The organism is Mycolicibacterium confluentis (assembly GCF_010729895.1).
Taxonomy (GTDB): Bacteria; Actinomycetota; Actinomycetes; order Mycobacteriales; family Mycobacteriaceae; genus Mycobacterium; species Mycobacterium confluentis.
Window position 1 is genome coordinate 4,987,944 of record NZ_AP022612.1, and the last position, 13,593, is coordinate 5,001,536.

At 66.9% G+C, this 13,593-nt stretch carries 13 protein-coding genes; 5 read left to right on the forward strand and 8 right to left on the reverse strand.

Translation table 11 applies throughout. The features are described from left to right. Positions 1 to 46 precede the first annotated feature (46 nt). Complete coding sequence (locus tag G6N34_RS23530) at positions 47 to 487, reverse strand: ATP-binding protein (RefSeq protein ID WP_085151939.1); 441 nt, start codon at positions 485 to 487, stop codon at positions 47 to 49. 32 nt (positions 488 to 519) lie between these two features. Then, positions 520 to 903, reverse strand: a complete 384-nt coding sequence (locus G6N34_RS23535) for an STAS domain-containing protein (protein ID WP_085151940.1) — start codon at positions 901 to 903, stop codon at positions 520 to 522. 244 nt (positions 904 to 1,147) lie between these two features. Between G6N34_RS23535 and G6N34_RS23540 the strand changes: the two genes are divergently transcribed. Further along, positions 1,148 to 1,705 (forward strand): TetR/AcrR family transcriptional regulator, encoded by a 558-nt coding sequence (locus G6N34_RS23540; protein WP_085151941.1) that lies wholly within the window; start codon positions 1,148 to 1,150, stop codon positions 1,703 to 1,705. A 30-nt stretch (positions 1,706 to 1,735) separates the two neighbouring features. Here G6N34_RS23540 and G6N34_RS23545 read toward each other — a convergent pair whose 3' ends face one another. Then, on the reverse strand, positions 1,736 to 2,617 hold the full coding sequence (locus tag G6N34_RS23545; protein WP_085151942.1) for a rhomboid family intramembrane serine protease: 882 nt from the start codon (positions 2,615 to 2,617) through the stop codon (positions 1,736 to 1,738). A 46-nt stretch (positions 2,618 to 2,663) separates the two neighbouring features. Between G6N34_RS23545 and G6N34_RS23550 the strand changes: the two genes are divergently transcribed. Both G6N34_RS23550 and G6N34_RS23555 read left to right on the forward strand, forming a co-directional pair. Beyond that, positions 2,664 to 3,119 (forward strand): SRPBCC family protein, encoded by a 456-nt coding sequence (locus tag G6N34_RS23550; RefSeq protein ID WP_197746710.1) that lies wholly within the window; start codon positions 2,664 to 2,666, stop codon positions 3,117 to 3,119. A gap of 348 nt (positions 3,120 to 3,467) precedes the next feature. Continuing rightward, on the forward strand, positions 3,468 to 4,853 hold the full coding sequence (locus G6N34_RS23555; protein WP_085151944.1) for an HNH endonuclease signature motif containing protein: 1,386 nt from the start codon (positions 3,468 to 3,470) through the stop codon (positions 4,851 to 4,853). Between the two features lie 205 nt (positions 4,854 to 5,058). On the opposite strand, the gene G6N34_RS23560 is transcribed toward G6N34_RS23555, so the two are convergent. The 5 genes from G6N34_RS23560 to G6N34_RS23580 all read right to left on the reverse strand — a co-directional run bounded on the left by G6N34_RS23560 (position 5,059) and on the right by G6N34_RS23580 (position 10,803). Next, positions 5,059 to 5,853 (reverse strand): bestrophin-like domain, encoded by a 795-nt coding sequence (locus G6N34_RS23560; RefSeq protein ID WP_085151945.1) that lies wholly within the window; start codon positions 5,851 to 5,853, stop codon positions 5,059 to 5,061. A gap of 11 nt (positions 5,854 to 5,864) precedes the next feature. Further along, complete coding sequence (locus G6N34_RS23565) at positions 5,865 to 7,037, reverse strand: alpha/beta hydrolase (RefSeq protein ID WP_133057761.1); 1,173 nt, start codon at positions 7,035 to 7,037, stop codon at positions 5,865 to 5,867. 36 nt (positions 7,038 to 7,073) lie between these two features. Next, on the reverse strand, positions 7,074 to 9,341 hold the full coding sequence (gene treS / locus G6N34_RS23570) for a maltose alpha-D-glucosyltransferase (RefSeq protein ID WP_085151946.1): 2,268 nt from the start codon (positions 9,339 to 9,341) through the stop codon (positions 7,074 to 7,076). A 239-nt stretch (positions 9,342 to 9,580) separates the two neighbouring features. After that, positions 9,581 to 10,399 (reverse strand): SDR family NAD(P)-dependent oxidoreductase, encoded by an 819-nt coding sequence (locus G6N34_RS23575; RefSeq protein WP_085152196.1) that lies wholly within the window; start codon positions 10,397 to 10,399, stop codon positions 9,581 to 9,583. Continuing rightward, positions 10,396 to 10,803 carry a nuclear transport factor 2 family protein gene (locus G6N34_RS23580; protein WP_085151947.1) on the reverse strand — a complete coding sequence of 136 codons (408 nt, stop codon included), beginning with the start codon at positions 10,801 to 10,803 and terminating at the stop codon, positions 10,396 to 10,398. Before G6N34_RS23580 ends, G6N34_RS23575 begins: the two co-directional genes overlap by 4 nt. 98 nt (positions 10,804 to 10,901) lie before the next feature. Here G6N34_RS23580 and G6N34_RS23585 point away from each other — a divergent pair, with 98 nt between their 5' ends. Next, the gene (locus G6N34_RS23585) at positions 10,902 to 13,139 is read left to right on the forward strand and encodes a molybdopterin-containing oxidoreductase family protein (RefSeq protein ID WP_085151948.1); all 2,238 of its coding nucleotides are present in this window, start codon (positions 10,902 to 10,904) and stop codon (positions 13,137 to 13,139) included. After that, a complete protein-coding gene (locus G6N34_RS23590; RefSeq protein WP_085151949.1) occupies positions 13,129 to 13,581 on the forward strand; it encodes an Rv1352/Rv1906c domain-containing protein in 453 nt (150 codons plus the stop codon). Before G6N34_RS23585 ends, G6N34_RS23590 begins: the two co-directional genes overlap by 11 nt. Positions 13,582 to 13,593 lie beyond the last annotated feature (12 nt).

The following is a 13,593-nucleotide window of genomic DNA, read 5'->3' on the forward strand; positions in this document are numbered from 1 at the left end:
GCAGTCCTGGCGCTTGTACCCCAAGCGGAGGTGGTCTAAACAAAAATCACTGAAGGACGGAGGACCGCTCCGTCATGTTGTCGCCGACCCGGTCGAAGCGCATCCGGACGGTCGTACCGTGCGGGGAACGCTCGATGTCGGCGTCGTCGGCCAGGGACCGCATCAGCGGAATCCCGCGCCCACGGAGCGCAGGGATGTCACTGCTGGTCGGCTCGCGCCAGTTCCCGTCGTCGGAGATCCTCACGGAGATCGACCGGGACGGCGCGTCAAATCTGGCCACGAGTCGGACCTCGCCGGGCGCCGAATGGCGCACGTAGGCGAACTCGGCCGCGTTGGCCAGCGCCTCGTTGACCGCAAGCACGAGGTCGTTGTGCCGGTCTGGACTGAGGTCGAACTGTCGGAGCCAGCGGCTGAACTCCTCACGCACCTGACCGACGCGCGCAGCGTCGGCAACAACACAGTGTTCGAGAGTCTCAGCGGCTGTCATAGCGGTGGTGGTCTACCCGATTTCCTCAGCCACTACGCGGCCAGCTTTGCCAGTGCCTCATCAAGATTCGGATACACGTCAACGATGTCTGCGATTCCCACGAGTTTCAGCGGGCGTCCCGTAACCGGGCCATCTGCGACGACCGCGAATCCGACACTTGGACTTGCCTTCTGGTGAGCGGCGATCAGAACACTCATCCCGGCCGAGGCCAGGAACTCGACATCTGTGAGATTGACCACCAACGCGGAGGGCTTCCGCTCGAGCACCGCAGAGATTCGCTCTTCAAGCTGTGGCGAAGTCAGCATGTCGACCGTGCCGGCAGCGGATACCACGACGACCTGGTCGATCCACTGTTCCTCGACGACACACGAGGGGTTGGCGATCAGTTCTTCGGCGATATCGGAATCTTCTGGCATCAAGCACCTCACTGTTTTCGCTTCCCGTGCTACTGCGTCTGACCTGCGAGGCTGCGTTTTGAACCCCGGTAGGCGTGGCGGCACGGCACCGCACTCGCGGTTGCGCGAGCGATGTGGCTGATTAGAAGGTTATCCCAGGCGGCGCCCATCGTCCCTGTCCGACCGTCAATTCACGTGGTTCGGCGTGGTCAAAGGCGCCGTTGAAGCCATCTGACGCCGGATTGCCTCTACGATCTGGTTCATTGTGCGAAACAACGAGCCATTGACCGCGGCCGTCGACCCCGCCGAGGACAACTCGACCCGGCGGCGAATCCTGGCGGCGACCGCCGAGGTCCTCAGCCGAAGCGGACAGTCCAAGCTGAGCCTGTCCGACGTGGCCCAACAGGCCGGGGTGTCCCGCCCGACGCTGTATCGCTGGTTCGCGTCCAAGGAGGACCTGCTCGACGCCTTCAGCATCTACGAGCGCGAGATGTTCGACACGGGCATCAGCCGGGCCACCGCCGGCCTGCGTGGCACCGACCGCCTGGACGCGGCGCTGCGGTTCATCGTCGACTACCAGCACTCCTACTCGGGAGTGCGCGCGATCGACATCGAACCCGAGGTGGTCATCGCCCGGTTGTCGCAGGTGCTGCCTGTCATGCGGGCCCAGCTGGAGAAACTGCTCAGCGGACCCAGCGCGCCGGTGAAGGCGGCCACAGCGATCAGGGTGGCCGTCTGCCATTACATCGTCCGAAGTGACGACGACGACGGCTTCCTCGACCAACTGCGTCACGCGGTCGGGATCAAGACCGCCAGTCGGTAGCGGTTCGGGGCGTTCAGCCCGTGGGGCTGCTCAGCCGACGACGATCCGGTACGGCTCGATCAACACTCCCGTACGCCACCACAGCAGGACGGCGAACACCACGAGCAGCGCCACCGTCACTCCCGCCCCGACCGCGGCACGCCGCTGGGCAGGCGCATACGCGAACGCCGCCCCCACGATGGATCCGGTGACCAACCCGCCCAGGTGGCCCTGCCAGCTGATCGGTCCGGCGCCCATGGCCGGCGCGACGACCGTGATGACGACGTTGATCAGGATCAGCGCCGCCACCCAGCGCACATCCAGGTTGAGGCGACGGCCGATGACGAAGGTCGCGCCGAACAGGCCGAAGACCGCACCCGAGGCGCCCAGCGTCAGGCTTGAGGGGTCCGAGAGCAGGTAGACCGCGACGGACCCGCCCAGCAGGCTAAGCACGTACAGCGCCACGTACCGCAGGCGGCCCAACCACATCTCCAACGCGGGGCCCACGATGTACAGCGCCCACATGTTGAACAGGATGTGCAGCGTCCCGTCGTGCAGGAACGCGGAGGTGATGAGTCGGTACCACTGATCGAAGTGCGCGACGCCGTTCGGCCACAGCGCGAAGTCCGGTTCGAGCTGACCGACCGCCATCTGCAGCACGAAGGCCAGAACGTTCAGGCCGATGAGAGTCCAGGTGACCACCGGCGTCGTCGCGGTGCGCAGCGTCCCGCCGAACTGAGTCTTGGGCTCGCGCACAGAGGCCGCGGCCTCTTGGACGCAGTCCACGCACTGGTGGCCGACCGCTGCCGACCGCATGCAGTCTCCGCAGATGGGCCGGTGGCAACGCGTGCACGTGACGTAGGTGACGCGATCGGGATGCCGGTAGCAGACGGGGGTCTGCGGCGCGGCGTGCGGCGGGCCCGGATAACTCATGCCCGTAAAAGTACTTGTGCCGCCTGATTGGATATCCGGCATGTCGATTTCCGATGATTCAGCGGCCCGGGTGGTCACAGCCAGTCGCGAGATCGCGGCGCCCGCGGCGACCGTTTTCGAACTCATCGCCGACGTCGCGCAGCAGCCGCGATGGGACGGCAACGACAACCTCGCCGAGGCCACGCCGACCCGCGTCCGCGCGGTGGGCGAGGTGTTCTCGATGACGCTCACGACCGGTCAGGTCCGGCAGAACCATGTCGTGGAGTTCGAGGAGGGCCGACGCATCGCCTGGCAACCCTCGGAGGTCGATCAGCCTCGGCCGGGGCATCTGTGGCGGTGGGAGATCGAACCGCTGGGTCCGTCACGGTGCCGGGTGACGCACACCTATGACTGGACTCAGTTGACGGACGAGGCCCGGATGGTGCGGGCTCGGACGACGACTTCGGATCGGCTTGCGGGGTCGATTTCGCGGTTGGCTGCGATCGCGGAGGAGTTGGGCTGAGGCTTGGTCTGAATTGGGTTGCAGTGCAACGGGTGCTGCTCGCTGGCTCTGCGCGGGCCCGCGAAGCCATGCGACCGGAGGCGCCCTAAGAACGCCCCAGAGACCTTGCGCTGACGCCGAGTTCGGCCGCCCTCGCCAGCGCATCGCTCGGCGAGTTTGCCTTCCCGGCTCAGAACCCCTCCTGTGATGACACTCGTCCTCCCCGAACTCCTCGGCGCTGTACTGGCTCCCGACGCGGATTCACTTGCCATCCGAAACAGCTCGATTCCCTGAATTTTCTTCTGCCCCTTGGGTTTCTCCAGTCACATCGCGACGTTTTCTGTCGGTGGCCCGAACTACTGTTCGAATATGACTTCAGTGGCCGCCCTGCTCTCTGAGCTTGAGGGCGTCCACGCTCGCCTCGCCGCCGCGTCCGTCGATGACCTCTCCGCACTGCAGGTGCTGACGGTGATGGAACGCCTACAGAAAGTCAGCTGGGCCCACGCCGCCGTCGACCACAAACTCGTTGCACGCCTGCAGGAGTGCGGACCCGAGGAACTCGGCGGCGACAAGGTCACCAAAGTCCTGACCCACCGGTTGCGAATCCCCGCCGAAGAAGCCCGCCAACGCGTCGCCGACGCCGAGGTGTTGGGTCCGCGGCGGGCGATGACCGGCGAGGCGCTGGAGCCGATCATGCCGAACGTCGCCGCACAGGTGGCCGAAGGCCGGGTGGGGCCCGCGCACGTGGAAAGGATCCGGAAGTTCTTCAAAGCACTGCCCGACCACGTCGACCTCAGCGCCCGAGTCGCGGCCGAGAAATTGGCCGCCGACCACGCCAGCGAGCTCGGGGTGCCCGACCTGCGGGCCGCGTTGGACCGGATGCTGTTGTGGTTGGATCCCGACGGGTCGTTCAACGATGCCGACATCCAACGCCGCCGCGGCCTCACCTTCGGCAAGCAGGGGCCTGACGGATTGACCGAAGTCCGGGGACACCTCACCCCCGAAGCCGCCGCGCTCCTCGAAGCCGGCTGCGCCAAACTGGGCGCCCCAGGAATGTGCAACCCCGACGACGAAACACCGTGCGTGTCGGGGCGGCCGTCGGAGGAACAGATCAAGGCCGACCACCGCACCAAAGCCCAACGCCAGCACGACGCCCTGGTCGCCGCCGGACGCATGCTCCTGGCCTCGAAGAAACTCGGGAAACTCAACGGCCTGCCCGTGACGGTGGTGGTGTCGACGACGCTCAAGGAACTCCAGTCCGGGGCCGGGTTCGGCATCACCGGCGGCGGCTCCCTGCTGCCCATGCGCGACCTGATCCGGATGGCCTCCCATGCCTTTCACTACCTGTCGGTGTTCGATGACGACGGGCAGGCGCTGTATCTCGGGCGGGCCAAGCGGATCGCCACCCCCGCGCAGCGCATCGTGCTTCATGCTCGCGACCGGGGTTGCACCGCCTCGGCCTACCAATCCCAAGTCCACCACGCCGTCCTCGACTGGGGCGACGGCGGAGAAACGAATATCAACGAGCTGGCTCTGGCCTGCGGGCCCGACAACCGCAAAGTCGGTCCCACCGGCTGGAAAACCCGCATGCGCAACGGGCGGTGTGAATGGATCCCACCGCCGCATCTCGACAACGGCGGACCACGGGTGAATGACTACCACCACCCGGAAAACCTCCTCGCACCACGCGACACGGAGGACAACCAAGGCGGCCCCGACCCACCCGACCCCGACCAGCAGAAGGACGACGGCTGAGCCGGGTCTGGCGGAATCGCACGTCAGACCCGGTGTTCAGCCGCGCGTTCGATCAGCTTGGCGATCACCTACGCGACTGGATCCCGCTCGCGACGCTCCGTCCCCACCCAATCGTCCAGCGGCATGGTCCCGATGGACTACGCGACGGTCGACATACTGGTGGCACACGACCGCTGCCGTGACAGCGCGCCTCGGCCAGAACCGCCTAGCCCCGCTCCCCCGACAACACCGCCACCACCTCGCGCAGCGGCTCGGGACTGACGGCGATACCCCCGAGGAACGGGTGGGAAAGCTGGAGCACCAGAAAGAGATTGGTGGCCACCAGCGTTCCCACGATCGCGACCATGGGGTAGTGCATCATGGGATGCTCGACGCCGTAGATGATGACGGTGCCCAGCACCATCGCGCTGGTCAGAAAGATCACCGCCCACAGCGGCCAGGGCGGACCAGTGTCGGTGCGGGCCTGCACAATCCGCTCCGTACGCGCCTGACTGATCTTGTCGAGGTTCACCACTGACGTCGTCAGGACAGACTTCTGCACGTCGTCGGCCGGGCGGATCTGGCGATATGTCGAATACAGATCGGCCAGGGCGGAATCAGCAGCCGCAGAACTCCCGTGGATGGCATTGGACCACTCGTCGATCGCCGCCTGCTCATAGGTCAACAGGCTCGCGCGGATGCGGTCCGCGTCCGCGGGAGCGAACACCGAAGCATCGCGCGCCATCTGGACCGCCGCTGAACCCTCGGCGCGGGCCTTGCCATCCGCGGCGCCGATCTGACTCCACATCGCCGACACCACGAAGCCGATGAAGAACGCGTAGACGAAACCGATGACACCGTAGGTGAACTTGGTGACATCGTTGTGGTCCTCGCGGCGCAACACCGGAAACCGCCGCCGGACAAGGACCTGCAGGGCCACCGCCCCACCGGCGATCACGACGATCAGCAGCACCAACAGCAGGCCCGCCGGGATATGGCTGACCAGCCACGCACTCACCATCGACGACCCTCTCAAGCACCGCCGGGCTGCAATGGCCCACCCGTTCGCGCCGCAAGATGCCGCCCATAGACGATCCCGAGGAAGGCCGCGACGTTCTGGGCCACCAGGTGCGCCCGCACCGAGGCCAGCGCGTCGAACATGTGATGGGCGTTGGGCAGTTCGGCGTACAACACCGTCGCCGCACCCGCGGACCGCAGGGCCGCCGAGAAGACCCGTGACTGACCGGGCGGTACGACGTTGTCCTTGGCGCCATGCAGCACGAAGAACGGTGGGGCATCGCTGCTGACATGGCACACGGGCGATGCCAACTCGTAAGTGTCGCGAGAGCCTGCCAAAGGCATCTTCAGCACCGAGCGTTCCAGGAACGGCATCATCTGCGGATGCATGATCCGCGAGTCGGTCAGGTCGAACACGCCGTACATCGGAACCGCGGCATGCACTGTGGTGTCGAGGGATTCGAACCCGGGTTGGAATCGAGGTTCGTTGGCTGTCAGCGCGGTCAACGCGCTCAGGTGCCCACCGGCGGACCCACCCGTCACCGCGATGAAACTGGGATCTCCGCCGAAGTCGGCGATGTTCTGCTTGACCCACGCCACCGCGCGCTTGACGTCGATCACGTGCGCGGGCCACGCGTGGTGCGGGCTCCGACGGTAGTTGATCGATACCCCGACCCAGCCGCGCTCAGCCATCGCGGCCAGCAGTGGATATCCCTGCCCGCGTTTGTCGTTCACCGACCAGGCACCACCCGGGATGTGCACCAGCACCGGGGCGTCACAACGGGTGTCCGGCCGTCGCCAGATGTCGAGGGTGTGTGCTCGCCCGCCATCCCCATACGAGATGTCCGCGGCACCGCCACAGTAGCGACGCCGGTGTCGAAGGACCGTGACCGGCCCGCGGGAACCCACCCGACGTGGCGGCGTTCTGGGATGTACCGCGTCGTCGGCGAAGCCGTCGCCGAACGCCTCCCGCAACGCTCGGTCCAAGACCGAGTCGGCGTGCTGGGCGGCAACCCCACGGGCGATGTCACCGACCGGACCAACGGGGACGGGCAACGAGGAGATGGCCTGAGCAGCCAGCACATGTGGCCGGCACTCAGCGGCCAACCAACCACCCGCCATCGCGGCCAACACACCGGAGTGCCGCACCGCACGGCTTCCCGTCCGATAGATGCCCGCAGGGTCCACCAGCACAGTCTGGCACCCACGCCGCCCGCGAAGGCGTCATCCAATCGAATCGGAAGCCGCGTCGTCAGGTTCGGGCGCCTCGACCAGGAGCGCAAGTCCGTGGTGCGGCGGCATGTCGACGGCGAAGCTGTGCAGATCGTCCACGGTGGCCAGCGATTTCCCGCTGAACATGTCCGACACGTGGCCTCCGGCGGGGAGCTTGTCCGAGCGCACCGTGCCGGCGATGTGCTCGTTGGCGAAGTTGAGCACCGTGAGCTGATAGACGCGATCGTCTTCGAGTCGGTGCACCATGACGAGCATGCCGCGGTGCGAGACGTCGGGGATGTCGATCTGACGACTGGTGGCGATGCCGTAGTGCGACCGCACGCGAAGGATCGCCTGCAGCTGACGCAGGAAGCTCGCCTCGTCGGCCAACTGCTCCGGGATCGATCCGTAAAGACTTCTCCCCCTTGGCATGCCGGCCAACGACCGCTCCGCGTCGGGGTTGACACCCATGAGGTCGTGTGCGGCGCGGTGGATCCATCGGGTGTCACCGCTGCGCAGCAGCGCCGAAACCTGCTCGGCGGGAAGGGGGAGCATCCCGCAGAGGTCCCAGCCGGACAGCGCGAAGACGCCGGGTTGTAGGGCGTTGAACATTGCCAGCAGCAGGTGGGCGCGCCGGACGTGGTCGATGTCGACCATCTCGTCCAGTTTCGCCAGGTCGGTGACCCCCAGCGTGGCGGTGATCAGAGACGCTGTGGTGCAGGCGATTCCATTGGTGGTGAACACCCGGTTGTACGGCGCGTTGGGGCCGGTCAGCTTCTCGCTGAGGTCACGACGGATGATGTCGCCCAACTGCTCACCGGTGACCTGCTCGTTCTTGTATTCGTAGATGTCGTCACGGTGGCCGGTGGACCAGTGCACGAGTTCATAGGTGAGTTCGTCGTGGTTCTGCAGGGCATGCACCAGCGACACGGGGTCCACGCCCAACTCGAGCGTGGTGCGCAGCGTCAGGCGCAGGAACTCGGTGTCGCCGGTGACGAAGGCGTGCTGATAGGCGGGTCGGCTGATGAAGTCGTAGGAGAGGTCGGCCCCCGCCTCACCGATCTGCCTGATGTCGTCGATGGTCAGGTTCAACTCCTGGAAGGTGAACCCGCCGACCTTGCGGACCATGCTGGCGATGAGGTGGTTGGCGGCCTCAGACAGCGGATGACCCTCCGACCATCCCGGGTTGTCCTCAGCCGCGGTCTTCTCCGCGCCCAGAAAACCGTTGGCGTCCAGCCTGAGTCCGCCGGTGCCAAGATCCGCCAGCGAGTGCAGCGCGTCCCCGATCACCAGGCGCATGCCGGCGAACGACGGGTCGAGCCAGTTGATGGAGGGCTGCCCGTCCTTGAAGTAGTGCAGGTACACCCATCGCCGGACGATCCCGTCGACGCCCAGAACGGGTCGGGTCACGCTCCAGTTGGTCTCCTTGACCCCTTCGGCGTAGAAGATCACCCGCTGCAGACGTCCGATGATGTACCCGGCCTTGTCCAACCAGTCCTCGGTGGCCGCGTCGATGTTGACCGAATCCGCTCCGGCCGGCACGTCGGGCAGGTTGTCCCAGTCCAGGGGGTCCACCTCGACCATGTGGTAGATGCCCGGGTAGTCCGCGTACTTCATCTCCGCGAGCCGGAAGTCCGCGCCCTTGCCCGTATGGCCGGGCACGATGTCGTCGATGATCGTGCCGCCGTACCAGTTGGCGGTCCCACACAGGTGGCGGAACTCCTCTTCGGTGCCGAAGGCCGGATCGATCTGGGTGCTGATGCGGTCGAAGTGGCCGTCGACGCTGGGGGTGTGCTGCCAGCCCGAGATGCCACCGGCACGCTTGACCGGACCGGTGTGCACGGCTTCGATGCCGATCTCGGCGAACGCCTTCCACAACTGCTCATCCGCGATGGCCTTGAGGAAGGACTCGTCGGGTCGGGTGATCAACGAGATCGGGTAGGCGGTGAACCAGACCGAGGCGGTGTCGACCGCGCCGCGCGGATTGGGGTTGGCGTAGGGGTTCTGCCACATCGACCCCTGCCCCGAGAACTGTTGGCTGATCTCGTTGGCATCGCTGAGCATCGACTGCGACAGCAGCCACGACACGTAGGCCGGGTTCTCGGCGGAGGCGGGGCCGTCCTGCGCGAGGGAGCGACGGGTGAAGGGGGATTTGACGCGCGGCCGGTACCGCAGAGTCCGAGGCCTGGCGGGGTGCAGATGTTCGTCGAAGGTGATCTCGGTCGGTTCGTTGGGCTGCTCAGACTGGTCACTGAGCGCAGATTCCACCGATTGCGACATGCAACTCCTCCCTGACTTCGTGCCCGCGACCCCGAATCCGCTGAGCACGCAATGCCGAGCCTACGGATGCCTGGCACGATGCGCTTTTCGGCGAACCTCGTAAGACGAACCTCGCGGGCAGTATTGCCGCGCGAGTGGTCCGCTGAAACGCACCTCCGAAACGCACCTCCGAAACGGACGCCCAGAACACGCGTCGAAACGCACAGCGAAAGCCCGCCTGAGACAGACGGGAGCACCCGCTAGGTCGACTCCCCCATCGACGAGGTGATCGCGGCCGACAGGAAGGCGACGGCCTGGTTCCGGCTGACCGACCCCATCAACTGGGCGGCCGCGCGCATGTCCTCGCCGACGAAGACCGTCGGCCCGTTGGTGAGGTTGTCGAAGGCCTCGGTCACGACGGTGGACACGTCGACGGCACCGTCCGGCACGTCCTCCTCGGATGCGATCTGGCCGCGCTCGTATTCGAGCCGGCGCAGTGCCGGGGTGTTCGTCTTGCCCAGGATCAGGCCGACGACGTCGACCCCGGCCGGGTTGAGTTCGGCCCACAGGGCTTCGGCGAACACCATGTCAAACGCCTTGCTGGCGGCATAGGCCACCATGTTCGGACCGCCGGCCAGACCCGCGCCCGACCCAAAGAGCACGATCCCGCCGCGTCCGCGCGCGACCATCCCGGGCGCGAAGTGGTGGCACAGTCGCACCGGGGTCAGGCAGTTGCGAGCAACCATCGATTCGGCCGCCGCGAGCGTGTTGTCGAGGAACGGTCGGAAGTCGGGATCGGCCCCTGCGCAGTACACCAGGAAACCGACTTCCAGGTCGGCGGTCGCCTCGGCGATGGCAGCGGCGGCGTCCTCGTGGGCCAGGTCGACGGCCAGGCTGCGCGTGGAGACCCCGGTCCGGCCTTCGATCCCGGCGGCGACCTCATCGAGCACCCCCTGTCTGCGGGCCACCAGCACGATGTTGAGTCCTCGCTCGGCCAGGCCCTCGGCCAACGCGGCGCCCACCCCGTCGGACGCCCCGGCGACGACGGCCCACGGCCCGTACTTCTGCGCGAACGTCACGGTGCCCCCACGGTCGTCACGCGCGCCGCGGTGAACCGGCGCCGCGCGATGCGCCACCCGTCGCCGGTGCGCACCAGGTCGTCGTCGTAGACGCCGACGGCGTTCACACCGGACTGTCCGTCGGGCGCGAGGATCAGGCCGTCGATGTACGTCCGGGCCTCGGCCGTGTCCCCCGCGACCGTGATGGCCATGTTGCTGAGGCGGTGCAGGGTCTGCCCGGCCATCGCGTGCGCCTGCTCCATGAATTCGGTGACGGCGTCCACGCCATGGAAGGTGCCGATCTCGCCGTAGTCGAGTTCGCAGTCGGTGGTGAAGACCGTCCGGAACAACGGCCAGTCGCGCCGATCGATCCCGGTGGCGTACCTGATCAGAACATCGGAGATGTCCTGACGATCGTCGGTCATACTCGCTCTTTCGTTCGGATGCGGGACACAGCGCGCTCTCGTGTGCCGATCAGCGATTCGGACTTTACAGCTCGGACCGCGAACGTCACGCTGAGTTGATGAGCGGCCCATCCGAGGACCGAGTGTTCACCTTCTGCCGGTACTGCCTGGCCTCGTGCGGTGTCGAGGTCACGGTCGCCGACAACCGCGTCGTCAAGATCTCCGCCGACAAGGACAACCCGCACAGTTGGCGGGACTTCTGCGCCAAGGGCCGCAACGCGCATCAGCTTGTGTCGCACCCGCGCCGGATCGTCGCCCCGATGAAGCGGGTGGGCGACCGCTACATCGAGGCCACCTGGGACGAGGCCATCGCCGACATCGCGGCCCGGATGATGGCGCTCATCGACGCCGACGGACCCGACACCATCGGCGCCTACTACGGAAACCCGGCCGGATTCTCGTCGTCCAACCTGATCTTCATGAACGCCTGGCTCGACGGGATCGGCACCGCCAACCGCTATGCGGTGGGTTCGGTCGACCAGAACGCGCTGCACGTCGTCGCCGAGGCCATGTACGGCTCGCCGATCATGGTGCCGGTGTCCGACATCGACAACTGCGACTACTTCCTCCTGGTCGGCACAAATCCTGCTGTCAGCGCGTGGAATTGGGTCGAGACCGCACCCGGCGGCTGGCAGCGCGCACTGCAGCGGCAACGCGAGGGCGCGACGATCGTCGTCGTCGATCCCCTCCGCACCGAGTCGGCGGATCGGGCTGACACTCACCTCGCGGTCCGCCCCGGCCAGGATTGGGCGCTGCTGTTGGCGATGGTCAAGGTGATCCTGGACGACGGCCTCGAACACACCGCGGACTGCGTGGACCGGGCCACCGGGTGCGAGGAGCTTCGACGCCTGACCGACACGGCCGACCTCGACGATCTCGCGACGCGCTGCGACATCCCGCGCGCCGAGATCGAACGGATCGCGCGTGAATTCGCCACCGCGCGGTCGGCGATGGCGATCACCCGCACCGGGGTGTCGCTGCACATCACGGGCACGGTCGGCGAATGGTTGGGGCACGTCCTCAACGTCATCACCGGACGGATGGATCGGCCGGGCGGACGCCGATTCGAACCGGGGTACCTGGACGCGCTGCGACTGGCCGGCCTGGCCAAAACCCCCGACCATCTCAGCCGGGTCGCGGGTCGGCCGATGGTCGCGGGGGCGCATGCACTCAGCGAACTGCCCGCCGAGATCACCACGCCGGGACCCGGTCGGATTCGAGCCATGGTCATCAACGCCGGCAACCCGGTGGTGTCCGGACCGGACGGCGCGGCGTTGGACGAGGCACTGGCTCAACTCGACCTGCTGGTCGCCATCGACTTCGTGCAACGCGAAAGCCACCGACATGCGCACTGGCTGCTGCCCGCGGTGCACTGGCTCGAACGCGACGACCTGCTGGCGCTCACCAGCAATATGCACGACGAACCGTATGTGCAGTTCGGCGCGAGGGCCGTGGCCCCACCGCCGGAAGCTCACGAGGAGTGGCGGATCTTCGTCGACCTCGCGCTGGCCATGCGCACTCCGCTGTTCGGGTCCGCGATGGTGACGCGGTTCATCGCCGCCACGCGCACGCTTGCCCGAGTGACCCGGCGGCCCGCGTTGGCGTTCCAGCCGAAATGGATCGATCGGCTGATCATCGCGATGTCACGAAAAGTGAACGGCCACAAGCTGTCATGGCGGAAACTGCAGAGACACCCGCACGGCATGGTGCTGGGACCGCGCGAGTACGGCCGGTTCGACGCCGCGCTGCGCACCTCCGACGGGCGCATCCACCTGGCGCCGGACAGCCTCGTGGCGCGGGCCCGGGAACTGCTCGACACACCCACCCCGACCGCACCGCCGGGCCACCCCTTCCTCCTCGGCAACCGCCGCCACCGGCATTCGATGAACTCCTATCTCAACGACCTGCCCGGTCTGCATCCCGGCGGCAGGCGCAGCGTCGCAGTGATCCACCCCGACGACGCGGCCGAACTGGGCATCGCCACCGGCGATCGGATCCAGGTGTTCTCCCCCGCCGGCGCGGTGGAACTCGACGCCGAGATCGACGACCGGCCTCGCCGCGGGGTGGTGATCGTCGATCACGGCTGGGGTTCGCGGGTCTTCGACCCGGCCGGGTCGGCCCCGGCGATCGTCCACGGCGTCAACCGCAATCTGCTGGTCACGGGATCCCCGGTGGATCCGCTCTCCCAGACACCGGCATTGAGCTCGACGTATGTCGGAGTGCGGCCAGTGAGCGCCGTCACCGAAGGTGAAGACCGGCGCGAGCAAACGTTTACACTGGGAAGTTATGAGGTCTAAGCAAACCATCGGGCTGGCGGCTGCGCTGGCAGTCGCGGGCTGGTGCGCCTCGACCGCGATCAGCGCCGCTGAGCCGACACCACCGGGGCCGCCTCCTGGCCCGGCGCCCGGCCCCACCGCGACGATCGAAGGCAGCGGCACCTACGCCGTCGGCACCGACATCACGCCCGGAACCTACAGTTCAGCCGGCCCAGTCGAGGGCAAGGTCTGCTACTGGAAGCGCACCAACGGCGAGGAAATCGTCGACAACGCCATGAGCAAGAAGCAGCAGGTCGTCAAGATCGAGGCCAGCGACACCAGCTTCAAGACCAGCGACTGCCAGCAGTGGCAGCGCATCGATGACTGTCTGCCGGGCTGCGCGCCCGCCGGAGCGAGTCCCGCCGAGATCCTCGGCCAACTCGGACGGATCGTGCTGACCAATCCGGGCCCGCCCGCGGGCTGAGGTCCAACCCCG